At 73.0% G+C, this 23225-nt stretch carries 23 protein-coding genes; 10 read left to right on the top strand and 13 right to left on the bottom strand.

What is annotated here, in order from left to right:
- Positions 1 to 176 precede the first annotated feature (176 nt).
- Both mreB and DDW44_RS06135 read right to left on the bottom strand, forming a co-directional pair.
- On the bottom strand, positions 177 to 1214 hold the full coding sequence (gene mreB, locus DDW44_RS06140; protein ID WP_018889906.1) for a rod shape-determining protein: 1038 nt from the start codon (positions 1212 to 1214) through the stop codon (positions 177 to 179).
- A gap of 206 nt (positions 1215 to 1420) precedes the next feature.
- Positions 1421 to 1978, bottom strand: a complete 558-nt coding sequence (locus tag DDW44_RS06135) for a hypothetical protein (protein ID WP_108905788.1) — start codon at positions 1976 to 1978, stop codon at positions 1421 to 1423.
- Positions 1979 to 2116: 138 nt separating this feature from the next.
- Here DDW44_RS06135 and DDW44_RS06130 point away from each other — a divergent pair, with 138 nt between their 5' ends.
- Entirely contained in the window at positions 2117 to 2839 is a 723-nt protein-coding gene (locus DDW44_RS06130) for an SCO2400 family protein (RefSeq protein ID WP_244223972.1), read from the top strand.
- Positions 2840 to 3175: 336 nt separating this feature from the next.
- On the opposite strand, the gene DDW44_RS06125 is transcribed toward DDW44_RS06130, so the two are convergent.
- Positions 3176 to 3637 (bottom strand): MarR family winged helix-turn-helix transcriptional regulator, encoded by a 462-nt coding sequence (locus DDW44_RS06125; RefSeq protein ID WP_108905787.1) that lies wholly within the window; start codon positions 3635 to 3637, stop codon positions 3176 to 3178.
- A gap of 88 nt (positions 3638 to 3725) precedes the next feature.
- Here DDW44_RS06125 and DDW44_RS06120 point away from each other — a divergent pair, with 88 nt between their 5' ends.
- The 3 genes from DDW44_RS06120 (at position 3726) to DDW44_RS06110 (ending at position 6352) form a co-directional block, all read left to right on the top strand.
- Entirely contained in the window at positions 3726 to 4745 is a 1020-nt protein-coding gene (locus DDW44_RS06120) for an NADP-dependent oxidoreductase (protein WP_108905786.1), read from the top strand.
- A gap of 65 nt (positions 4746 to 4810) precedes the next feature.
- Complete coding sequence (locus tag DDW44_RS06115; RefSeq protein WP_108905785.1) at positions 4811 to 5233, top strand: organic hydroperoxide resistance protein; 423 nt, start codon at positions 4811 to 4813, stop codon at positions 5231 to 5233.
- A gap of 240 nt (positions 5234 to 5473) precedes the next feature.
- Positions 5474 to 6352: an EI24 domain-containing protein gene (locus DDW44_RS06110; RefSeq protein ID WP_108905784.1), complete on the top strand. Its 879-nt coding sequence runs from the start codon at positions 5474 to 5476 to the stop codon at positions 6350 to 6352.
- 274 nt (positions 6353 to 6626) lie between these two features.
- Here the strand turns inward: DDW44_RS06110 and DDW44_RS06105 are convergent, their stop codons facing one another.
- Complete coding sequence (locus DDW44_RS06105; protein WP_425275690.1) at positions 6627 to 7886, bottom strand: pyroglutamyl-peptidase I; 1260 nt, start codon at positions 7884 to 7886, stop codon at positions 6627 to 6629.
- 891 nt (positions 7887 to 8777) lie between these two features.
- Between DDW44_RS06105 and DDW44_RS06100 the strand changes: the two genes are divergently transcribed.
- Positions 8778 to 9272, top strand: coding sequence for a DUF3145 domain-containing protein (locus DDW44_RS06100; RefSeq protein WP_017945075.1), 495 nt, complete (start codon positions 8778 to 8780; stop codon positions 9270 to 9272).
- 303 nt (positions 9273 to 9575) lie between these two features.
- Here the strand turns inward: DDW44_RS06100 and fabF are convergent, their stop codons facing one another.
- The 5 genes from fabF to DDW44_RS06075 form a co-directional block, all read right to left on the bottom strand.
- Complete coding sequence (gene fabF / locus DDW44_RS06095) at positions 9576 to 10838, bottom strand: beta-ketoacyl-ACP synthase II (protein WP_027731156.1); 1263 nt, start codon at positions 10836 to 10838, stop codon at positions 9576 to 9578.
- A 79-nt stretch (positions 10839 to 10917) separates the two neighbouring features.
- Positions 10918 to 11166 (bottom strand): acyl carrier protein, encoded by a 249-nt coding sequence (locus DDW44_RS06090; protein ID WP_017945077.1) that lies wholly within the window; start codon positions 11164 to 11166, stop codon positions 10918 to 10920.
- A gap of 80 nt (positions 11167 to 11246) precedes the next feature.
- Positions 11247 to 12248, bottom strand: a complete 1002-nt coding sequence (locus tag DDW44_RS06085) for a ketoacyl-ACP synthase III (RefSeq protein WP_017945078.1) — start codon at positions 12246 to 12248, stop codon at positions 11247 to 11249.
- Between the two features lie 17 nt (positions 12249 to 12265).
- Positions 12266 to 13204, bottom strand: coding sequence for an ACP S-malonyltransferase (locus DDW44_RS06080; RefSeq protein WP_017945079.1), 939 nt, complete (start codon positions 13202 to 13204; stop codon positions 12266 to 12268).
- Positions 13205 to 13293: 89 nt separating this feature from the next.
- Positions 13294 to 14490 carry a PucR family transcriptional regulator gene (locus DDW44_RS06075; RefSeq protein ID WP_017945080.1) on the bottom strand — a complete coding sequence of 399 codons (1197 nt, stop codon included), beginning with the start codon at positions 14488 to 14490 and terminating at the stop codon, positions 13294 to 13296.
- A gap of 252 nt (positions 14491 to 14742) precedes the next feature.
- Here DDW44_RS06075 and DDW44_RS06070 point away from each other — a divergent pair, with 252 nt between their 5' ends.
- Positions 14743 to 15396 (top strand): pirin family protein, encoded by a 654-nt coding sequence (locus DDW44_RS06070; RefSeq protein WP_017945081.1) that lies wholly within the window; start codon positions 14743 to 14745, stop codon positions 15394 to 15396.
- Positions 15397 to 15718: 322 nt separating this feature from the next.
- On the opposite strand, the gene DDW44_RS06065 is transcribed toward DDW44_RS06070, so the two are convergent.
- Positions 15719 to 16063: a MerR family transcriptional regulator gene (locus DDW44_RS06065; protein ID WP_108905782.1), complete on the bottom strand. Its 345-nt coding sequence runs from the start codon at positions 16061 to 16063 to the stop codon at positions 15719 to 15721.
- A 1049-nt stretch (positions 16064 to 17112) separates the two neighbouring features.
- On the opposite strand from DDW44_RS06065, the gene DDW44_RS06060 reads away from it, so the two are divergent.
- On the top strand, positions 17113 to 17316 hold the full coding sequence (locus DDW44_RS06060) for a cold-shock protein (RefSeq protein ID WP_017945083.1): 204 nt from the start codon (positions 17113 to 17115) through the stop codon (positions 17314 to 17316).
- A gap of 649 nt (positions 17317 to 17965) precedes the next feature.
- On the opposite strand, the gene DDW44_RS06050 is transcribed toward DDW44_RS06060, so the two are convergent.
- Positions 17966 to 18463, bottom strand: a complete 498-nt coding sequence (locus tag DDW44_RS06050; protein WP_108905781.1) for a DUF5994 family protein — start codon at positions 18461 to 18463, stop codon at positions 17966 to 17968.
- 481 nt (positions 18464 to 18944) lie between these two features.
- On the opposite strand from DDW44_RS06050, the gene DDW44_RS06045 reads away from it, so the two are divergent.
- Positions 18945 to 19211 (top strand): hypothetical protein, encoded by a 267-nt coding sequence (locus tag DDW44_RS06045; protein ID WP_108905780.1) that lies wholly within the window; start codon positions 18945 to 18947, stop codon positions 19209 to 19211.
- Between the two features lie 71 nt (positions 19212 to 19282).
- On the opposite strand, the gene DDW44_RS06040 is transcribed toward DDW44_RS06045, so the two are convergent.
- A complete protein-coding gene (locus tag DDW44_RS06040; RefSeq protein ID WP_108905779.1) occupies positions 19283 to 20110 on the bottom strand; it encodes a serine hydrolase domain-containing protein in 828 nt (275 codons plus the stop codon).
- A 525-nt stretch (positions 20111 to 20635) separates the two neighbouring features.
- On the opposite strand from DDW44_RS06040, the gene DDW44_RS06035 reads away from it, so the two are divergent.
- Positions 20636 to 21091, top strand: a complete 456-nt coding sequence (locus DDW44_RS06035; RefSeq protein WP_018892218.1) for a MerR family transcriptional regulator — start codon at positions 20636 to 20638, stop codon at positions 21089 to 21091.
- Positions 21092 to 21097: 6 nt separating this feature from the next.
- Positions 21098 to 22111, top strand: coding sequence for an aldo/keto reductase (locus DDW44_RS06030; RefSeq protein WP_108905778.1), 1014 nt, complete (start codon positions 21098 to 21100; stop codon positions 22109 to 22111).
- A gap of 174 nt (positions 22112 to 22285) precedes the next feature.
- Here DDW44_RS06030 and DDW44_RS06025 read toward each other — a convergent pair whose 3' ends face one another.
- On the bottom strand, positions 22286 to 23155 hold the full coding sequence (locus DDW44_RS06025; protein ID WP_108905777.1) for a DUF4429 domain-containing protein: 870 nt from the start codon (positions 23153 to 23155) through the stop codon (positions 22286 to 22288).
- Positions 23156 to 23225: the final 70 nt, after the last annotated feature.

The following is a 23225-nucleotide window of genomic DNA, read 5'->3' as shown; positions in this document are numbered from 1 at the left end:
CAGGTGCCGTTCTGACACGTGTTGTTCCGGCATATGTCGATTCGACATGTGTTGTACCGGCGTGTGTTGTACCGGTTGTGCCGGCATGTGCTGTACCGGCACAACCACGTTCCGGAACGTGATCTTCCGGATCGGGTCGTCCGGCGTGGGGTGGTCCGGTTCCGGACGGGCCCGGGTCAGGCGGTGAGCGGGGAGAGGACCATCGAGGCGACGTTGCCCTCCATCATCTCCCCGAGTCCCTGCACCGCGCACACATCGGGCCGTTCGGCGATGTGCACCGGCATCCCGGTGGAGTCCCGCAGCATCTGGTCCAGGCCGGGGAGCAGCGCGCTGCCGCCGACCATCATGATCCCGCGGTCGGCGAGATCGGCGACGAGGTCGGGCGGGCAGTCGCGCAGGATCCTTCCGATGCCGTCCAGCACCGCGGTCAGCGGAGTGTGGATCGCGTCCCGCACCGCCGCGGTGTCGACCCGTACGGATCGCGCCAGCCCGGTCGCGACGTCCCGGCCGTGGATCTCGGTGGTGGACGGGCCCTGGAGGGTGAGCCCGTTCTCGCTGAGCGCGATTTGAAGGGGGCGTACGGACTGGCTGGGCAGCATCAGTTCGTGCTGGTGGCGCAGGTGCTGGATGACGGCGTGGTCCACGGCCTCCCCACCGACGGGGATGCGGGCCGCGGTGACGATGGAGCCGAGGGACAGGACGGCGACCTGCGTGGTGGCCGCACCGCACATCATGATCATCGTGGCGGTCGGCTGCTCCACCGGGAGTCCGCAGCCGACGGCCGCGGCGATCAGCGTGTCGACGAGTTCGACCCGCCGGGCACCGAGTCCCACCAGCGTCTCCACGGTGGCGCGCTGGGCGAGGGGATCGGCCTCGTGGGGAGTGCAGGCGGCGGCCCGCAGCCGCGGTTTGCGGCGCAGCTGGCGGCGGAGCTTCTCGCCGAGCAGATGGCGGAGCATGCGCTGGGCCATGTCGATGTCGACGACGGTGCCGCCGGAGACCGGGCGCATCACCCGGATGTAGTCGGGGGTACGGCCGGTCATCTGCTCGGCGAACTCGCCGACGGCGATGAGGGCGCCGTTGCGGGTGTTGACGGCGGCGACGCTGGGCTGGTCGACGACGAGCCCCATGCCCTTCACGTAGACCCGGGTCCGCGCCGCGCCCAGGTCGACGGCGACATGGCAGCGGCGCAACTGCTCAAGACTGACGGTCATGGCAGGTCCTCCCGAGACGGTTCCCTCCTCGCATCCTGCGATCGCCGGGCGCGTCACGCGCGCTGGGCTGAGCCGGTCGGGGGTGGATTCCGCGGGCGACGGCGCGGGGCCGGAGGCACGCCGGGCCGCGATCACCGGCCGCGACGCCGGGCCGCGATCACCGGCCGTGACAGCCCGGCCCCGATCACCGGGTCGCGGACGCCGCGTCAGGACCGGTACGCCACGCGTTGCAGCAGCCCCCAGGTGAACTCCGCCACGCACGACCGCCCGTCGGGCACGACGAACGCGAGCCGCCAGCGGGTGGGGGCGGTGCCCTCCATCGGCCGTACCGGGGCGAAGGCCGTGGCGACCTCGTCGACCGTGCAGCACCAGGGGCGCAGGTCGTCCGCCGTGCGCAGCAGGGGTCCGGCGGCCCCCGGCGCCCGTACCAGCCACTCGTTCCAGACCGCTCCGCCCGGCCCGGCCAGCACCTCGAACCGCAGGTCCGGCCACAGCGGCAGGCGCCACCGCAGCGCTTCGCACTCCAGGTCGCCGACCTTGCGGCGGGCGGTGCCCTCCGGCTCACCGAGCACGGAGCGGTACCGGGACAAGGCCCCACGGGCGCGCGGGGAGCGCACGGTCGCCTGCCAGCGGCGGTTGGCCTCGCGCATCTCGGCCGCCGACGCGCCCAGCTCCCGGCGTGCCTCCTCGACCAGCTCCGGCTGGTGGTCGGCCATCCGGCGGAGCAGGACGAGCTGGAACGCACGCGATCCGAAGGTGTCCATGCCCTCATCGTGCCCGTATGTGCCGGTCCGTGAGTACGTCCCGGCCAGCCGACGTGCCGAGGAAATGCTGACCCCACACAGGATCCTCACAGTCACGCCTACCTCAGGTGTCACATCGCTGCATACGCTCCGGGGGCCATGGATTACTGCGACCAGTGCCGCCGACACCTCAACGGGGCCTTGGCGTGCGCCGGGTGCGGTACTCCCGCCGAGGAACTGCGCCACTTCCGGCCCGCCTCCGCCGCGGCGGAGAGTGATGTCGTCGTCGAGCTGGGCGGCCCCTACACCGACGGGGGCGGGCCGCCGGCCGGACGCCGCCGCACCCGGAAGGCGGGCGGCGCCCGCAGGGCGCGGCGCAAGCGGGGGCGGAAGGTGCTTCTGGGGACGCTCGGGCTGGCCCTAGCCGCGGGCGCGCTGAGCCTGGCGGAACTGGCCAGGGAGTCCTCGGGCGTCGGTGACGACACCTCCGTCGAGGTGCGCGAGCAGGAGTCCCTGGAGGTCGACGACATACCCGAGCCGACCGGCAGCGCGGAGCCGCCGCCGCAGCCGAGTGAGGTGGGCGAGCCGCCCGCGACGTCCTCGGTGACGGCGCGGCCGAGCGGATCGGTCGGGCGCGGCAGCGTCAGACCGACGGTGGAGGCCACCGTGCCGGGGGAGGGCCCGGGGGACCCGGCTGAGTCGGCGCCGGTCGAGCCTGATCCGCGCGACGACGGCGCCCCGTCCCCGACGGGGGACCCGTCGCAGCAGCCCTCTCAGTCGCAGGAGCCCTCGCCGTCGTCCCCGCCTCCCCCGCCCGCCGCGGAGCCGACGCCCTCCCCGACGCCGACGAAGACCTGTTGGCTCATCTTCTGGTGCTCCTAGTCCCCTAGTCTCCTAGTGTCTTAGTTCCCTAGTCCCCTGGTTCCCACCGGCGCTGCCGGTCCCCCGCGCGCCCCGCCTCCCCCGACCCACCGCGCGCGCCCGCTGCCGCCGAGGGCGTAGACCACAAGGCCCACGGGCCGTCCCGCCGCCGTGTGCGCACGGGACGGGCCCAGGTCCCTTCCGCCCGCCGTGCCCATGAGCCCGGCCCACGGCCCCTTCCGCCGCGAGGCCGCGAAGGCCTTCAGCCGCCGGGCACGCATCCGCCGAGCGCGCAGCCGCCGGGCCCCGGCACCCTCCGCCGCGAGGCCGCGGCGGACCCTCCGTCGTCCGCCGGGTCTACGCGTCGGCCTGGACGTCCCCCGGCACCACCCGCACGTCCCCCAGCATCCGCCTCAGCAGGTCCCGGAGCGTCCTGCGCTCCTGAGGCGACAGCTCCGCGAGCGGCTCGCGCGCGAAGTGCAGGGCGTCCCGGAGGCCGCGGGCCGTCCGGTGGCCCTCCTCCGTGGCCGCCGCTATCTTCACCCGGCGGTCGGCCGGGTCCGGCCTGCGTTCCACCAGGCCGCGCGCCTCCAGCCGGTCGATGATCCCGGTGACGTTCGACGGCTCGCACTTCAGCTGCCGGGCGATCCGCCGCATGGCGGTGGGCTCCATGGCCAGCAGCCCGAGCACCCTGGCCTGGGCGCCGGTGAGGCGGTAGCGGGCCGCGGCCTCCTCGTACTCCTCGTGGTAGCGCGCCACGACGGTGCCGATGAGATCGACGACCTCCAGGGTCAGCGGGTCAGTGCGCGAGGTGGACATGCCGTCAGCATACCCAGTTGCTTGACAATATGAAATATTCAGTCGCATGGTTGTTTCATAACCTGAAGCATTTCTAGGAGGCCCGCACATGCCCGCACTGCCCGCGACCAGCCGCGAATGGCACCTCGTCTCCCGACCCCACGGCTGGCCGGAGTCCAAGGACTTCGCCCTGCGTGAGGCCCCGGTGGCCGAACCGGGCGAGGGGCGGATCCTCGTCCGCAACCTGCACTTCTCCGTCGACCCCTACATGCGCGGACGCATGAACGACGTGAAGTCGTACGTACCGCCGTTCCAGCTGGACCAGCCCATGGAGGGCGGCGCGGTCGGCGAGGTCGTCGCCTCCCGCGCGGAGGGCTTCGCCCCCGGCGACCACGTCCTGCACTTCCTCGGCTGGCGCGAGTACGCCGAGGTCGACGCCCGGCAGGCGACCAGGGTCGACGGCTCCGCCGCCCCCCTCTCGGCCTACCTGGGCGTGCTCGGCATGCCCGGCCTCACCGCCTACGCCGGTCTCTTCGACGTCGCCTCCTTCAAGGAGGGCGACGCGGTCTTCGTCTCGGGCGCGGCCGGTGCCGTCGGCAACCAGGTCGGCCAGATGGCGAAGCTGAGGGGCGCCTCCCGCGTCATCGGCTCGGCCGGGTCCGACGAGAAGGTCAGGCTCCTCGTGGAGGAGTACGGCTTCGACGCCGCCTTCAACTACAAGAACGGCCCGGTCGCCGAGCAGCTCCAGGCCGCCGCCCCCGACGGCATCGACGTGTACTTCGACAACGTCGGCGGCGAGCACCTGGAGGCCGCGATCTCCTCGCTCCACCCCCACGGCCGCGTCACCCTCTGCGGAATGATCGCGCAGTACAACGCGACCGAGCCCACCCCGGCCCCGCGCAACCTGGCCATGGTCATCGGCAAGCGGCTGCGCCTGCAGGGCATGCTCGTCCGCGACCACGAGGCGCTGCAGCCCGAGTTCGTGCGCGACGTCGGCGGCTGGCTGCGCTCCGGCGAGCTGAAGTACCAGGAGACCGTCGTGGAGGGCATCGAGAACGGCGCCGAGGCGTTCCTGGGCCTCATGCGCGGCGAGAACACCGGGAAGATGGTCGTCTCGCTCACCCGCTAGGCTCATCCCAGCCGTCGCGGTCGTGGGCGCGAGCCGCGGCGAACGACAGAAGGAACCCGTAACCCATGTCGATCCAGCAGTCCGACGTCCTGTACACCGCCGTCGCCACGGCGGAGAACGGCCGTGACGGCCGCGTCGCCACCGACGACGGCAAGCTCGACGTCGTCGTCAACCCGCCCAAGGAGATGGGTGGCTCCGGCGCCGGCACCAACCCGGAGCAGCTCTTCGCCGCCGCCTACAGCGCCTGCTTCCAGGGCGCGCTCGGCGTCGTCGCCCGTCAGGAGAACGCCGACGTCTCCGGCTCGACGGTCACCGCCGAGGTCGGTGTCGGCAAGAACGACGAGGGCTTCGGCATCATCGTGAAGATCTCCGCGACCATCCCGAACGTGGCCGCCGCCACCGCTCGTAAGCTGGTGGAGAAGGCCCACCAGGTGTGCCCGTACTCCAAGGCCACCCGCGGCAACATCACGGTCGAGCTCGCGGTCTGACCCACGCGCCGGTCCGTCCGGCGCCCGCGCCCACCGCATGGGACGGAGCTCGCGCCCCGCGCATGGAGCGAGCGCTCGCGCCCGGTGCATGGGACCGCTTCACGGGACGAGGGCGGCACCCCCAGGGGCGCCGCCCTCGTCGCATCGCCCTCGTCGCATCGCCACCCGGCGGAAGCGGACGGCCTCACCGGCCCGGACACGCCCATGACCGTGGTTCCGGCCCCGTATAGGGTGTGGCGCATGCGTGATCTGGGTGCGGGCTTCGGCTACTTGGTGAAGGGGCAGCAGTGGGTCGGCCGGCACGGCCGGTGGTTCGGCATCGGACTGCTGCCCGGGCTGATCACCCTCGTGCTGTACGCCGCGGCCCTCGTCGGGCTCGCCTACGGCGCCGACGACCTCGTGGGCTGGGCCACCCCGTTCGCGGACGACTGGTCGTCGCCATGGCAGGGAGGACTCCGCGGCTTCCTGACGGCACTGGTCTGGGTGTTCGGCCTCTTCCTCGCCGTGATCACGTTCACCGCCGTGACGCTGCTGGTGGGCCAGCCGTTCTACGAGTCGCTCTCCGAGGCCGTCGACCGCGCCGAGGGCGGCGAGGTCCCGGAGTCCGGGCTGCCGCTCTGGCGCGAACTGTGGATCTCCGCCCGGGACAGCCTGCGGATCGTGGTCCGTGTCGCGGTGTTCGGTGTGCTGCTCTTCGCGCTCGGGTTCGTCCCCGTCGTCGGCCAGACCGTCGTCCCCGTACTCGGGTTCTGCGTCACCGGCTTCTTCCTCGCGGAGGAGCTCACCGCCGTGGCCCTCCAGCGGCGACGGGTGGAACTCAGGGAGCGCCTCGACCTGCTGCGCGGGCGGCGCATGCTCACTCTCGGCTTCGGCGTTCCGCTGGCGCTGGCCTTCCTCGTCCCGTTCGTCGCGGTGCTGCTGATGCCGGGCGCCGTCGCGGGCGCCACGCTGCTGGTGCGCGACCTGACGGAGGACCGGGCCGGGGAGGACGCCGGTCACACGGCCCCCGAGCCCGACCCTCACGCGCCCCCGCGGCACGATCAGGACCCGTACGCGAGCCGCGACCAGGGCCGGCCCGCCGGGCCGTACGACCTCGGCAAGGACCAGGCCCGCTCCTGAGCGCGGGACGACGGCCGGCCGCGGCCTGCGCGTTCGCACCTGCGGCCCGGCGCGCGTTCGTACCTGCGGCCCGGCACGCGGGGTAGCCCGGCCGGCCCGGCGCGCGTTCGTGCCTCACGCCCGGAACGCGCCGTACCCGCGGCCCGGCACGCGGCGTACCCCTCTCTGCCCGGCGCGCGGCCGGCCGGCGTCGGCCGGGGGCCCACCGGTCCGGCCCGGCCGGGCCGCGGCCGGGGAGCCGCGCCGGTCGTACGTCCACCGTCGCCGGGGCGGATCAGCGGCGCGCCGCCGCCACCGCCACGATCGCCCGCACCTGGGCGATGATGTCCAGCCGGTTGCGTACGAACTCGGGATCGGTCACGGTGCCCGTCGCCGGATCCGCGTTGCCCGCGCCGAACGCGAGCACCGGCGTGTGCACATGGCCGCCGGGCAGGGTGCCGTGCAGGCCGAGACGGTCGCGCAGCAACGTGGCCCGGTAGGCGATCTCGTTGGACAGGTAGCTCCCGCCGCCTCCCGCACGGGCCGTCGAGCCGGGGGTGGGCCCGTCGGGGCGGACCACCGGTTCGGTGCCGCCCTCCGGTATCTCGGTGACGGAGGTGTTGTCGTACACCGGGAAGCGGCCGGTCTCCGCGGCCACGACGGCCTGGTACGGCAGGGTCGTCGACGTCCACTGCGGCTGTGCGGCGGGCCCGGCCACCGGCACGGTCTCCGTTCGCGAGACGTTCTCGTTGTCCGGGAAGCCCCCGCGCCAGGCCCCGTTGGTGCGCTCGATGTCGAAACGCCCCACCCGGCCCTGGCTCACGGTCGTGAACAGATCCGCCTCCGGCAGCCGGGGGCGCAGCGTCCGCTCGACCGTCCCGGCCGCGAAGTCCGCCCAGCGCACCGGGAAGACCGCGGTCTCTATTCGGGCCAGGCCGCCGTCCGCGGTCCGCAGCCAGGTGCCGTCGAGGGCGAGCGCCGTCGCCCCGCTCGGGTTGCTGATCCTGACGTCGCGGTCCAGCGTGAACGGGTCGAAGCCGGTCAGCACGACCCGCTTGAAGCCCCTGCCGCCTGCGGTCCTCCCCGCACCCGGGAAGTCCATGGTGTCCTGGCCGCGGGAGGTCCGCTCCAGCTCCCCGAGCAGCCGGCCGCGGGCCTCGGCGGACAGCGCGAACCGCGGCTCCCAGGAGCGCAGTTCACGGGTCATGCCGAGTCGTGCCCAGTACAGCGGGCGGTCGTCGTCGCGGCTGAGGTCGCCGCGTACCGGACCCCGGCCCTGCGCCCGGTCGACGGCCCGCCGCCACAGCGCCGAGCCCTGCCGGTCGACGACCCGGCGGGCCTCGGCGTACGAGTCCGCCGACCGCAGCGCCACGGCGAACCGGTCCGCCACGGAGTCGAATCCACTGCGCCGCAGGATCTCCCGCGGCGCGGGCCGGTCCAGCCGCCGCTCCTCCACGGTCGCCTCGGCCGCGGCGGCGGCGGACGACCCGCCCCGCGCGCCCTCCACCGCTCGCGTGGCCCGTTCGTCCGCGCTCACCGGCGCCGTGCCGGCCATCGTGCCCACCACCGCCGTCACGACCAGCAACCCGACAGTCCGCCGCACGCCGCATCCCTCCGCAGAAACCGTTCTGCCCGAAGTCGTCAGTATGGAAGCAGAGTTGGCGAAGTGACCAGAGGGGAAATTGAGACGATTCCGTGCAGCCGGGGTGGCGGCCCGGCGGGAGCCGGGGCGTGCGGCGACGGCGAACGGGGTACCCGCGACGTGGATCCGGACGGTCCGGCGCGCCTGCGGGAATCATGACGGGAAATCAGCATCCTGGAGTCCCCTCCCGGTTCCCCCACGTCGCTCCGCGCGGCCCGGCCGTCCGGGCCGGTCCCCGCCCCCGCGATCGCCGACGTCGGGGGCCTCCGTCACCCCGGGCGGGCCTCCATCACCCCGGGGCGGTCCCTGACAGCCGCCCCGGGGCCCGGGCTGCCGCGGGGGCCGCGGCGCGGAGCCGTAGCGGCGGCTGAGGGACCTGCCCGGCGGCGGCCGGCCCCCCGGTCGCGGGGCACGGTCCCGGACGTACGCCGGGAAGGGCCTCGGGCGCTTCCCGGGCTCGCCGCCTCCCGGGCCGGGGCCGCATCCCGCCGCCACTGCCACCGATCGCTGCCGCGGCACCGGTGACGGCGCGCCGCCGGATTTCACGCGTGTGCCTTCCCCCAAGGCGTCCTGGCGGGTGAATGCTTGGTGCGTACGGGCCCGGGAGGGGCGGTCCGACACACCTGGGCCCCCGGCGCACGGTAGCTTTGCCCACGTCGAACCAGAGGCACCCGGCTCACCGGCTCCAGTAAGTCACATCACGTCATATGGTGTCCGCCTTCTGCTCCTTGCAGGGCGTACGTACTTGATGTTGTTTACTGAGGCCGCTGGGAGGGTGATCCTCGTCCCACACTGGAGGTCCCGGTGACGACACGCGGCGTTCTCTACGTCCACTCCGCACCACGCGCGCTGTGCCCGCACGTCGAATGGGCGGTCGCGGGCGTGCTCGGCGTACGGGTCCAGCTCGACTGGATCCGCCAGCCCGCCTCCCCGGGCACCTGGAGAGCCGAGTTCTCCTGGCAGGGCGAGAGCGGCACGGCCTCCAAGCTGGCGTCCGCGCTGCGCGGCTGGCAGCTGCTCCGCTTCGAGGTCACCGCGGAACCCTGCGCCACCGCGGAGGGAGAGCGCTACAGCGCCACTCCCGACCTGGGCATCTTCCACGCCGTCACCGGCATCCACGGCGACATCCTCATCCCCGAGGACCGCCTCCGCGCGGCCCTCGCACGCTCCACCCAGGGCGAGACGGAGCTCGAGGCGGAGATCTCCAAGCTGCTCGGCAAGCCATGGGACGACGAGCTCGAGCCGTTCCGGTACGCGGGTGAGGGCGCCCCGGTCCGCTGGCTCCACCAGGTGGTCTGACCCGCCGTCTCCCCGGGCGGCGACCGCGCCGCCCGGTGCCCCGCTCCGCCGTCCGTTCAGCCGGGGGCGGTACCGGCCCGGTGCCCTCCCCACCGCACCCTCCCCGCCCCCACCGCACCCGCCCCGCCGCGGACCCCCGGCGCCGGCGAGACCGGGGCGCAGCGTAGCTCCGCCGGGCGGCCCTGGCGTTCCCGTACCGGAAGCCGCGCCCCCGCCGGCAGCCCCGTCCCCACCAGGTCCGGACACACGGGCGGGCCCCGCCTCCCACGAGGGGAGACGGGGCCCGCTGCCCGTCGTCGTGCGTCAGACGGTACGGAAGGCCAGCACCACGTTGTGGCCGCCGAAGCCGAACGAGTTGTTGATCGCGGCGATGGTGCCCTCCGGCAGCGCACGCGCCTCACCCCGGACGACGTCCGCCTCGATCTCGTCGTCCATGTCGTCGACGTTCACGGTCGGCGGGGCCAGGCGGTGGTGCAGTGCCAGGACCGTGGCGACGGTCTCGATACCCCCGGCGCCGCCCAGCAGATGGCCCGTCATCGACTTGGTCGCGGAGATCGCGACATGGTCGAGGTCGTCGCCCAGCACCTTGCGCAGCGCCTTGATCTCGGCGATGTCGCCCTGCGGGGTGGACGTGGCGTGGGCGTTGAGGTGGACCACCTCGGAGGGCTTCAGGCCGGTGTTGTCCAGCAGGTTCTGGACCGCCGCCGCGACACCGCGGCCGGTCGGCTCGGGCTGCGCGATGTGGTGGCTGTCCGCGGACAGGCCCTGGCCCAGCGCCTCGCAGTAGACGCGCGCGCCGCGCGCGGCCGCGTGCTCCGCGGACTCCAGGACGACGACACCCGCGCCCTCGCCCAGCACGAAACCGTCACGGGCCTTGTCGTACGGCCGCGACGCGCGCTCGGGCTCGTCGTTGTTCTTGGACATCGCCATCATGTTGGCGAACGCGGCGATCGGCAGCGGGTGGATCGCGGCCTCGGTGCCGCCCGCGACCACGACGTCGGCCCGGCCGTTGCGGATCATCTCGATGGCGTAGCCGATCGCCTCGGCGCCCGACGCGCAGGCGGAGACCGGGGTGTGCACGCCCGCCTGGGCGTTCACCTCCAGGCCGACGTTGGCGGAGGGGCCGTTGGGCATCAGCATCGGCACGGTGTGCGGGGAGACCCGGCGTACGCCCTTCTCCTTCAGCACGTCGTACTGGTCGAGCAGGGTGGTGACGCCGCCGATGCCGGAGGCGATGACCGCGCCGAGGCGGTCCGGCTGGATGTTCCCGTCCTCGCCGGCCGCGGCGGTGAAACCGGCGTCGGCCCACGCCTCACGGGCGGCGATCAGCGCGAACTGCGCCGAGCGGTCCAGCTTGCGCGCCTGCGGCCGGGGCAGGACCTCACCCGGGTCGACCGCCGCCGGGGCGGCGATGCGGACGGGCAGTTCCTCGAAGCGCTCGCCTTCGAGGGGCCTGACGCCGGAACGCCCGGCGATCAGACCTTCCCAGGTCGAAGCGGAGTCGCCACCCAGCGGTGTGGTTGCGCCGATACCGGTGACGACCACGGTGCGATTGGTCGAGCTCACAGGAATTCTTTCTCCACGGTCTATGAGGGTTCGTGAATCAGCGGCGCCACCGCTGGGTGGCGTACCTGATCGGCCTGGATCAGGCCTGGTGCTTCAGGATGTACTCGGCAGCGTCGCCGACGGTCTTGAGGTTCTTGACGTCCTCGTCCGGGATCTTGACGTCGAAGCGCTCCTCGGCGGCGACGACGACCTCGACCATGGACAGCGAGTCGACGTCCAGGTCGTCGGTGAAGGACTTGTCCAGCTGGACGTCCTCCGCCGGGATACCGGCGATCTCGTTGACGATCTCGGCGAGACCTTCGACGATCTCTTCCTGCGTGGCGGCCATGTGGCGCTCCTTCGGTGTGTAGCAGAGGGTTGGACGGGCTTGCCCGGAGGACCGGAAATCCGGAGGATCCGGATGCTTGCCTAGGGGAGGGTAACGACCGTCGCGGCGTAGACGAGACCCGCCCCGAAGCCGATGACGAGCGCGGTGTCGCCGCTCTTCGCCTGCCCGGTCGCCAGAAGCCGCTCCATCGCGAGCGGAATCGAGGCGGCCGAGGTGTTGCCGGTGGTCTCCACGTCACGGGCGACCGTGACGTGCTCCGGCAGTTTCAGAGTCTTCACCATCGAGTCGATGATCCGCATGTTCGCCTGGTGCGGGATGAAGACGTCCAGTTCGTCCGCGGTGATCCCGGCCGCGTCCAGCGCCTGCTGGGCGACCTTCGCCATCTCGAACACGGCCCAGCGGAAGACCGCCTGGCCCTCCTGGGTGATGGCGGGGAACCGCTCGACGGCGCCGTCGCGGTAGTCCGTCCACGGCACGGTCTGCTTGATGGTCTCCGACTTGTCGCCCTCGGAACCCCACACGGTGGGGCCGATCCGGGGCTCCTTCGCGGGACCGACGACGACGGCGCCCGCGCCGTCACCGAAGAGGAACGCCGTGGCGCGGTCCTCCAGATCGGTCAGGTCGCTGAGCCGCTCGACGCCGATGACCAGCACGTACTCCGCCGAGCCCTCGACGATCATGCCCTTGGCGAGGGTCAGGCCGTAGCCGAAGCCCGCACAGCCGGCGGAGATGTCGAACGCGGCGGGCCTGGTCGCGCCGATCTTGTCCGCGATCTCGGTGGCGACGGCCGGGGTCTGCTTGAAGTGCGACACGGTCGAGACGATCACACCGCCGATCTGCTCCGGGGTGAGCCCGGCGTCGGCGATGGCCTTGCCCGCCGCCTCGACCGACATCGCCGTCACGGTCTCCTCGTCGTTCGCCCAGTGACGGGTGGCGATGCCCGAGCGGGAGCGGATCCACTCGTCGGAGGAGTCGATCGTCTCGAGGATCACCTCGTTGGGCACGACCCGGGTCGGGCGGTAGCCGCCGACGCCCATGATGCGTGCGTACGGGGCGCCCTTGCTGGGCTTGATCTTCGACATGCTGTCTCGGCTCCTTGTCAGGCGCCCGCCGCGTCCGCGGCGGGTGAACCGGTCTCGGCGAGCAGCGTGCGGGCCGCGTCGAGGTCGTCGGGGGTCTTCAGCGCGAGTGTGGTGACGCCGGGCAGCGCGCGCTTGGCGAGTCCGGTGAGGGTGCCGCCCGGGCACACCTCGACCAGGGCGGTCACTCCGAGCTCCTTGAAGGTCTCCATGCACAGGTCCCACCGGACCGGGTTGGCGACCTGCCCGACCAGCCGGGACACGACCTCGTCACCGGTGGCGACGGTGCGGCCGTCCCTGTTGGAGACGTAACGCACCTTCGGGTCGGCCGGTGCCAGCGACGCCGCGGCCTCCTCCAGCCGTGCCACGGCGGGGGCCATGTGGTGCGTGTGGAACGCCCCGGCGACCTTGAGCGCGACGACCTTGCGCACTCCCTCGGGCTTGTCCGCCTCCAGCGCGGCGAGCTGCTCCCTGGTGCCGGCGGCGACGATCTGCCCGGCGCCGTTGACGTTCGCGGCGGTCAGGCCCAGCTTCTCCAGGTGCGCGACGCTCACCTCGGGGTCGCCCCCGAGCAGGGCCGACATGCCGGTCTCCGTGACGGCGGCGGCCTCGGCCATCGCCAGGCCGCGGGTGCGCACGAGACGCAGCGCGGCCGTCGGGTCGAGGACGCCCGCGAACACGGCGGCCGTGATCTCGCCGACGCTGTGACCGGCGACGGCGTCCGGGACGACGTCACCGAGCGCGGAGGCGGACAGCAGACCGGCCGCGACGAGCAGCGGCTGCGCCACGGCCGTGTCGCGGATCTCGTCCGCGTCGGCCTTCGTGCCGTAGTGGGCGAGGTCGAGCCCGATGGCGTCGGACCAGGCCGCGATGCGGTCGGAGGCGCCGGGGAGTTCGAGCCAGGGGGTCAGGAAGCCGGGCGCCTGAGCGCCTTGGCCGGGAGCGACGAGTACGAGCACCCTCACACTCTCTCTTGTCGATGGTCCCGCCCGCCCGTGGGGACAGGGACCAAGAACCGTCAGGGGAATTGTTGGTGTCCGACAAAATCCTAGAGTTGCTGATCGCCGTCTACCAGACGCCCGAGGATGAGCGCGATCCGCAGAGTGAATGCGGAACGGACATCGGAGGGTGACCAGCCGGTGACGTCAGTCACACGTCGAAGCCGGTAGCGGACGGTATTGGGGTGCACGAACAGCATCCGTGCCGCCCCCTCCAGACTGCTTGCCTGCTCCAGATACACACTCAGGGTCTCCAGAAGGGCCGAGCCCGCCTCCTCCAGCGGTCTGTAGATCTCCTCCACCAGTTGTTCCCGCGCGGACGGATCACCCGCGATCGCGCGCTCCGGAAGGAGATCATCCGCCAGTACCGGGCGGGGCGCGTCCTGCCACGCGGAGCAGGCCTTCAGTCCGGCCGCCGCGGCCTGCGCCGACCTCGTCGCCGCCAGCAGGTCCGGAACGACGGGGCCCGCGACCACCGGGCCGGCCGCGTACGGGCCGATCAGGGCCTTCGCCACCTGCAGCGGGTTGTCGCTGCCGCCCGCGATCACGACGAGCCGGTCGCCGAGCACGCCGGTCAGCACCTGGAGCTTGGCGTGCCGGGCGGCGCGCCGGATCGCGTCCACCGTCAGCTCGCTGTCGCCGTCGGGCGCGGTGCCGAGCACCACGCACACATGCTCCGGAGCGTTCCAGCCGAGCGCCGCCGCCCGGCTGACGGCCCCCTCGTCGGCCTCGCCCGACAGCACGGCGTTCACCACGAGCGACTCCAGCCGGGCGTCCCAGGCACCGCGGGCCTCGGCGGCCTGCGCGTACACCTGGGCGGTCGCGAAGGCGATCTCCCGCGCGTACACCAGCAGCGCCTCGCGCAGTACGGACTCGTCGCCCGGGGCGGCGACCTCCTCGATCGCGGACTCCATCACCTCGATGGTCGTCCGGACCATCTCCACGGTCTGGCGCAGGGTGATCGCCCGGGTCAGTTCGCGCGGGGCCGTGCCGAAGACGTCCGTCGAGATCGCCTGCGGGGTCTCGGGGTGCCGGAACCACTCGGTGAACGCGGCGATTCCGGCCTGGGCGACCAGGCCGATCCACGACCGGTTCTCCGGGGGCATCGCCCGGTACCACGGCAGCGTCTCGTCCATGCGCGCGATGGCGTTCGCGGCGAGGCGCCCGGACGACTGCTCCAGGCGCTTCAGGGTCGCGGAGTGCGGATGGGCGGCGTTCGGGGGCAGAGCCGGTTCGGGATGGGGCACGGGGACAAGACTGCCTTATCCGGGCGCCGCGGCGGAGACGCGGGTCCGGGACGGGGCCCCGGATCCGCCGGGAGGTCGGCGGGCGGAACCGGGCGGGCCGGCGGGCGGAACCGGTGGGACGGTGTGGCACGGGGCGGCCCGTGGCGGCACGGTGCGGGTCGGTGCGAAACGGGGAGGCATGGGCGCGACGGCCGCCGGGCGCCGGGCGCGGGGACGCGGACCGCCCGGTACGGCGTCTACGGTGGAGGCGTGATGTCCATACGGCGCGCCGGCGAGCGCTACCGCGGAGGGGACGCGTCCGCCGGTATCGAGTCCCTGCACGCCTTCTCGTTCGGGCGCTTCTACGACCCCGACAACCTGCGCTTCGGCGCGGTCATCGCCTGCAACGAGGAGCGCCTCGCCCCCGGCGCCGGGTTCGACGAGCACCCGCACAGCCACACCGAGATCGTGACGTGGGTGGTGGACGGCGAGCTGACCCACCGGGACTCCGCGGGCCATGCCACCGTCGTACGGCCCGGCGACGTCCAGCGGCTCGGCTCGGCGGGCGGGGTGCGGCACGTCGAGCGCAACGACGCCGACGTACCGCTCACGTTCGTGCAGATGTGGCTCGCACCGAAGGACCCGGGCGGCGAGCCGTCGTACGAGATCGTCCGCGGTATCGCCGACGCGACGCCCTACGCCCTCCCGGCGGCCGGGGCGATGCTGCACGTGCGCCGCCTCGCCGGTGACGAGCGGACCGCCGTGCCGGACGCCCCCTTCGTCTACGTCCATGTCGTCCGCGGCGTCGTCAGGATCGACGGCGAGGCCCTCGGCCCCGGGGACGCCGCCCGGATCACGGACGCCGACGGCCTCGAACTCGCCGCGGCAGCGCCCGCGGAGGTGCTGATGTGGGAGCTGTCCGGCTGACCGGGACGGCCGACGCCCGGCGCGCCACCGGACCGTGGGCCCGCCCTCACGGCCGCGGCGGTGGCCGCCGAGCAGCGGCGGGGCGCACCACGCTGGACTGCGAGCCGGTGGGCGGCTCGCCGGTTCGGATCCGTTGCGGCCTGGCGGCGAGGTCGTGGTGCCGGGCGGATGCCGGAGATCCGAGGCCGAGCCGGGTCGACATGCCGGCGGCTGGTGCCCGGGACGAGGGGCCGGTCCTCGGCTGGAGAGCGCCACGCTGCACGTTGAGGCCCGAGCGGACCCTGATGAGGCAGTGCTTCGAGCGATGGACGGCGTTTCCGTTTCAGGCGGCGCCGCCCGACCGCGACTCGTGGCCCCGGCCGCGCAGTTGCTCGTTGAGGCGCTGGGCTTCTTCGAGCTGGTCCTCGAGGATGACGATGCGGCAGGCGGCCTCGATGGGAGTGCCCTGGTCGACGAGTTCCCGGGCGCGGGCGGCGATGCGCAACTGGTAGCGCGAGTAACGCCGGTGGCCGCCCTCGGAGCGGAGCGGAGTGATCAGGCGATGCTCACCCAGGGCGCGGAGGAAGGCAGGGGTCGCGCCGAGCATCTCGGCCGCGCGGCCCATGGTGTAGGCGGGGTAGTCGTCATCGTCGAGATTGTCGGCGGGGCGGGGACTGCCAGGGGGCATAGACCTCTTCTTCCGGGACGCATCGGGGGGCCCGGGTGCCAATACGGCACCCGGGCCCCGAGCTTTCAGACCATCTGGAGCCGGCTGCGGCCGGCTCGGTGTGTCCGCAGGTCCTGCCCGGACGGGCGAGTCTGCGGGGATCGCGGATGCGTGACCGGGGACCACCTTCCAATCGGGGCCTGCGGTACCCGGGCGGGTTCCTTCCTCACCCGGGCGATCCTGATGGCGTTCGGCTCCTCACCTGAGTCGGTTGCTCGTACCGCCGGCGCGGGACGCTGCCCGCGCCGGCGGTACGAGCACGTCGTGCCTCTGCTGCTCGCACCGCGGCTCGATCTCCGCCGTGCCTACATCGACTTTCTGGGTACGCCCACAACAGTAGCGCCGCAACTGACGCATGTCTACCTTGGCCGTGACAGATTTTCTTCTGAGTCGAATGCCGTTTCCGGCGCGCGTCCATCCGTGCGTATCCGCTGGCGGCACTCCTGCCGACACCCCGCGATTGCCCTCTCCGTGCCGCCGACGTCCCGCCCCGGCGGCAGCCGTGACGCCCGCCCATGGCGGCGCCGCCCGGCGAGGTGAACCGTCGCCGTCGGCACCCCCGGTCCCTCCACCTCCTGCGAGCGTGCCCCGAGTGCCCGGTGCGCCTGGGCTCCGGGCCGGCCCGCGTCCGCCACTTCGCCGAAGGCCGACCTGCAGCCCGGCAGCCCGGCGCCGGGCAGGACCATCCATATCCGCCCTGAGCGGTGAATGTCCCGGGCGGCGGTCACGGCCGGTCCTTTTCTGTGCCGGCGGGATGAGAATTTGGGAGGCCGCGCAGTAAGGATTTCTACCGTTCAGTAAATGCGGCAGTATTTCGTCGGCGCCGGACGCTGCAGTGTGCTAGCCTCGCTTTCAGTTGCAGTCGTGGTTCCCGAAAGTTCAGGTTTCCAGTGGCCCCCGGGGCACTGAGAATGCTTTTTTATCTCCGGACTCTCCGGCGGGGTAATCATCGCGGCGACACAGAGCATCCGCGCTGCGCGGATGTCGATGACCCCCAAAGGAGATATGCCATGTCCACTGGCACCGTGAAGTGGTTCAATGCGGAAAAGGGTTTCGGCTTCATCGAGCAGGACGGTGGCGGCGCCGACGTGTTCGCCCACTACTCGAACATCGCCACCCAGGGCTTCCGTGAGCTGCAAGAGGGCCAGAAGGTGAGCTTCGACATCGCCCAGGGGCAGAAGGGCCCGACGGCCGAGAACATCGTTCCCGCCTGACACTGAGGCGCAAGACGTAGCTGGGGCCCGCATCCTTCGGGGTGCGGGCCCCAACTGCACGTGTTTCCCACGGCATCACCGCAGAACGGTATGCGCCGGATCCGCCGGATCCGTGTTACCACCCGCGCAGTGGGCGACCCGGATTTCATGCCCTTGCCTCAGCTCCGCCCTCATGCTTGCGATCGGCAGTCACATCGTCGGTCGGCTCGGCTTTCATGCCCCATTCGGCGCCGTATCGGAATTCCCCACACCGCTCGTTCGCGGCGGGGAATTCCGGGATCTGTGCCGTATCGAGGAAGGTTCCACATGAACAGCACGCACACGACCGAACATTCCCCGCCCACCCGCGACGGCGGTGACGCCTCGGTGCGAAGCGAGTTCGCGCTGCCCACGACGTCCACCGGGCTTCGCCTCCGCACCCGCACCCGCGCCGTCCGCTACGACCGGGCCGATCCGCCCTGGCCGGCGAGGGGCCCGGTGGCCCTCCTGCGCGGGGACGCACGCGAGGCCGTGCCGGATCGGGCAGGCCGACACGTACCGTGGCCGGTTCGCCGGTGCCGGCGTCTGCGGCCGCCGGCACCCCGACTCCGTGGCCGCTCGGGTCCGGCACCATCCGGGGAGCGCCACTCGCGGATGTCCGCCGTCCCCGTCATGCCGGCCCCTGCGGTTCGGTCATCGGTGACGGCAGCGCGGCGACGAGGATCTCGGCGGCCTGCGTGACGTTGTCTGCCTGGACCGCGCGGGCCATGGCCGCGCGGGCGGCATCGGGCTCGGTGTCCGGCGGCACCACCATCAGCGCGAAGTGGTCTCTGTCGCCGCGGGTGATCAGGACGGTGCCGTCGCCGACGGGAAACGAGTCGAGGTGCACGATCTGATCGTCGACGACCAGCCGGGTCGGGATGGCGTTCCACGCCCCGGCGTCCAGACCGACACGGCTGACGGGTCCGAGATGCTCGACCAGGGCGGACACGAGCGCGGGGACCTCCCTTGCCACGTCGCGGGTGCGCGGCCACCACGCCCCGTCGAGGACGCCCTGCCGGGAGCGTGTGGTCTCCAGCCTGAGCAGGGCCGTGCCGGGACGCACCGCCGCGTGGATCGCGTCCGGCAGGAGCCCGGGGGACGGGTGCGGGATGTCTGAGTCGGCCATGATGGATCCGCCCGTCTACGGGTGGGCTGCTCGCCCCCGCCCGCGCGGGTGACGGGCCGTGGACGGGACGGCTGCGCCGCGATGTCACGGTACCCCCGGCTGCCGTCCACCCGCCCGTCACCACACACGTGGACGTGGAACAGAACGCCGACTGCCGTATCGGGCTCCCCGGGGACCACTCGGACGTAGGCTGGGAGACCGGGAGTACGTTGATCACCAGCTCCCACGCAGGTGTCATTTCCGGCGAACGCGAGAATCCGGCCTGCCGATGGGCAGCCCGGGGACAGGTCCGCACCATGACCACCACTGCCGGCAGGGCGGCGGACCGCACCCCCGATCCACGATTTTCGGCGCGCCTGCCGCTCACCCCGAGGACCCCTGTTGCCGGCAGGCCGGCTGCTCGCAGGGGCCCGCTCACGAGACCCCGCGAGCGGCCTGCCGTCACCGGCCTCTCGCTTCGCCCCGAAGGGAACCCGCCGTCGTGCACCCCGTCGAGAACGAGCCCCTGCCGCAGGCAGGACACGCCGAAGTCCGTATCGTCGCCGCCACGCCCGAGGCCGCCCGCACGGTCGCCGAAGTGATCCGCCGCTGCTTCGCGGGAACGGAGCAGCGCAGCTACCCCACGCCGGGCGGCGGCACACGGCTCCACCTCACCGTCGACACCGAGACGGCTGCCGGACCCGCGCGCTCCTGGCTCGCCACCAGCAGACCGGCCACCGGCACCGGCCCGCACGCAGAGGAGCCCTGACCGACCACCGGCCGCACCGTACGGCGACGGGGCCGTGGCGGCCGCCAGCACGTGGTGCGTCGTCGACTGCGTCAAGCCGCCGACCAGCGGCGCAGTTCGGCGAGCACCGCGTCGGTGAACGGCGGCCAGGCCTCGACCGCCCAGGGCCCGAAGGCGCGGTCGGTCAGCGCCACGCACGCGGCGCCGGCGTCCGGGTCGATCCACAGGAAGGTGCCGGACTGGCCGAAGTGGCCGAAGGTGCGGGGCGAGGACGCGGCGCCGGTCCAGTGCGGGCGCTTGCCGTCGCGGATCTCGAAGCCGAGCCCCCAGTCGTTCGGCTTCTGGTGGCCGTAACCGGGCAGGACACCCGACAGGCCGGGATGCACGACCGACATCGCCTCCAGGACGGTCCTGGGGTCGAGCAGCCGCGGGGCCTGCACCTCGGCCGCGAAGCGCACGAGGTCGTCGACCGTCGAGACGCCGTCCTTCGCGGGCGAGCCGTCGAGCGACGTCGACGACATGCCCAGCGGCTCCAGCACGCCCTGGCGCAGATACTCCGCGAACGGGATGCCGGTGGCCTTCGCGATGTGGTCGCCGAGCACCTCGAAACCGGCGTTGGAGTACAGCCGGCGGGTTCCGGGAGGAGCGGTGACGCGGTGCTCGTCGAAAGCGAGCCCGCTGGTGTGCGCCAGCAGGTGCCGCACGGTGGAGCCGTCGGGCCCGGCGGGCTCGTCCAGCTCCACCGCGCCCTCCTCGTACGCGACGAGCGCGGCGTAGGCCGCGAGCGGCTTGGTGACGGAGGCCAGCGGGAAGCGGTGTCCCGTGGGGCCGTGGGCCCCGGCGACGGTGCCGTCCGCGCGCACGACGGCGGCGGCCGCGGTGGGGACGGGCCAGTTCTCGATCGACTCCAGGCTCTGCATGGGCACGAGCCTAGAGGGTGAGCCGCATCGCGGGATCGGGGGTCCGTACGAAGCCCGGGGAGGCGTACCGGGGCTCAACCTCGGGGCTCGCCCGCGGGTCGGTCCTGCGCACTCCGCACTCCGCACTCCGCACTCCGCACTCCGCGCTCCGCACTCCGCACTCCGCGCTCCCGGAACCGGCCGGGCGGTCCCGCCACCCGCGCGCGGGTGGGCCCGCCAGACCGGCGCGGGTGGATCTCTTCCCGGCGCCCGCCACGCAGGCGCGCGGGTAGCCCGCCTGGAGTCTTTGCCGTGCTGTCCCGTGCCGTCCCGTGCCGTCCCGTGCTGTGCCGTGCTGTGCCGTCCCGCGCTGTGCCGTGCCGTCGACCGGAGCATCGCGGAACGTGCGCGTACCGGCTCTGCGGCGTCGTCGGGGAGCGCGAGGCGTGCCGGGCCCATCCCGGGGAAGGGCAACGGCCCGCCCGGCGCGGGACCACCGGATTCTCCCTTGCCTCGAGTGCACTCGAACCTTCTAGCGTGGGGGCCATGACGGTGCTGGAGACCACATCCGCGACGGCCGACGGCTGCTCAGCGGCGCCACCCGCGCACACCCGACCCGACGGGCAGGACCACTACACCATCAGCGAGGTCGCCGCCCTGACCGGGCTGAGCGTGCACACCCTGCGCTGGTACGAGCGGATCGGCCTGATGCCGCGCGTCGACCGCTCGCACACCGGGCAGCGGCGCTTCGGCAACCGCGACCTGGACTGGCTGACCTTCGTCGGCAAGCTCCGGCGGACCGGGATGCCGGTGGCGGACATGGTGCGCTACGCCGAGCTGGCGCGGGAGGGCGACCACACCCACGAACAGCGGCGGGAGCTGCTGGAGTCGACGAGGCGCGACGTCCGCGCGCGGATCGCCGAACTCCAGGACACGCTCGCCGTGCTGGACTACAAGATCGACTTCTATGCGGGCGCCCGGCGGGCGCCGGAGAGGGCCTGAGTCCCGATGACGGAGCGCAGGATCGACAAGGTACGGCTCGGCACCGAAGGCCCCGAGGTCGGAGTGCAGGGGCTCGGCTGCATGGGCATGAGCGAGTTCTACGGTGACACCGACGAGGCGGCGGCACGCGACACACTGGAGGCGGCGCTGGAGGCCGGTGTCACCCTCCTCGACACGGCCGACATGTACGGGAACGGCGCCAACGAGGAGTTCCTCCGGCCCTTCCTGGCGGCGCACCGCGACGAGATCACCCTCGCCACGAAGTTCTCCGTCGTCCGGGACGCCGCCGACGCGTCCTTCCGCGGCATCAGCAACGACCCCGCGTACATCCGCGGGGCGGTGGACGCCAGCCTCCGCCGCCTGGGCGTGGACGTGATCGACCTCTACTACATGCACCGTCGCGACCCCGCGGTGCCGCTCGCCGAGTCCGTCGGCGCGATGGCGGAGCTGGTGCGGGCGGGCAAGGTCCGCCACCTCGGACTCAGCGAGGTCACCGGCGCGGAACTGCGCGAGGCGCACGCCGTCCACCCCATCGCCGCGCTGCAGTCGGAGTGGTCCCTGTTCAGCCGCTCCGTCGAGCGGAGCGCGGTGGGCGCGGCAGCCGGGCTGGGGGTGGCCCTGGTGCCGTACTCGCCGCTCGGCCGGGGCTTCCTCACCGGCGCGTTCGCGGACGCGGCGGAACTTCCCGAGAACGACTTCCGGCGCCACCAGGTGCGCTTCACCGGCGACGCCGCCGCGGCGAACGCGGCACTGCTGGAGCCCGTCCGCAAGATCGCCGCCGCCCACGGTGCGACACTGGCGCAGATCGCCCTCGCCTGGGTCCAGCAGCGGGCCGAGGTCCACGGTCTGCCGGTCGTCCCGATCCCGGGCACCCGCAGCCGCGGCCGCCTGGAGGAGAACGTCGCGGCCACCCGGATCACGCTCACGCAGGACGAACTGGCCCTGCTGGAGCCGATCGCGGGGCAGGTGGTGGGAGACAGGTACCCGGACATGTCCTCGACGTCGGACTCCCGCGAGTAGCGCCCGCACCGGAAGCCCGCACCAGGAGCCCTCGGGCGCGGTGTCCCCGGGGGCGCCCGTCCGTGCGGGACGCCCGTCCGTGCGGGGCGCTGCGCCCGGGTGTGGCGCCCCGCACGGTTCGCCCGGCCCCCGGGACGTCCACGACTGCGGGAACCTCTGCGACCGCGGCAACCCCTACAACTCCGCGAGGAGCTCGGCCTTCTTGTTGCGGAACTCCTCGTCCGTGACCAGCCCCGCGCTGTGCAGCTCGCCGAGGTGGCGTATCCGCTCCGCGACGCCTGCCGGGTCGCGCGGGGGCGCCGCCGCGGCCGGCAGCGCGGGCGCGGCCTCGCGGGCCGCCTCCAGGACCGCCGCCGCGAACGGCAGCGACTCGTGCACCGGTCCGTAGCCGAGGCCGAAGACGACCGCCGCCGGGTCCTGGTCGGCCTGCGCCGGCCGTTCCCCGGCCCCGCCCGGGGCGCCGCCGCGGAACAGCAGGCGCAGATGGCCGTCGAGGGCCTCGGGGGAGCGCCACTCGACCCCGGCCAGCTCGGAGACGGTGTAACTCTGGTCGCCGGCCTTCCACTTCGCGGACGAGGCACCGGTCCAGGACCAGCGGAAGGACACCTTCTCCCCGTCGAACACGGCCTTGCCGTCGTACGCCTTGAACCGCAGCGGCGCACCGACGGAGGGGACCAGGCAGCGGGCCGCGGGTCCGGTGGCCGGACCCGGCAGCACGGCGCGCAGTTCGTCGGCGTAGTACTCGGCGAGTGTCCCGCGCTCCGCGGGCAGCACCAGCCGGTACGGGTCCGCGGCTTCCTTCAGCTGTCCCGCCGCCGCGTCCATCAGCGGATCGGCGCCCGCTCTCGGCACCGCGTGGAGCACCACGGTGCCGCGTTTCCCCGGGCAGACGGTCACCGACTCGAGCGCTTCGAGGGGGATGCGCCGTTCGTCCAGCACCTGGAACAGCTTCGGCGTACCGCGGTTCCCCCGAGTGAAGCGGATGAGCACGGAGTCCGGTTCGAACTCCCAGGTGGCATGTATTCCGGCCAGCACATCACCCATGCGCCTCATCGTATGCGGCGTGCGCCCGCGCGTCGCCCCCGTGAACAGGACGGTCATATGCACCTCGCCA

Source organism: Streptomyces tirandamycinicus (assembly GCF_003097515.1).
Lineage (GTDB): Bacteria > Actinomycetota > Actinomycetes > Streptomycetales > Streptomycetaceae > Streptomyces > Streptomyces tirandamycinicus.
Note: the sequence above shows the minus strand (reverse complement) of the source record. Positions and strands in the feature narration are given on the sequence as shown.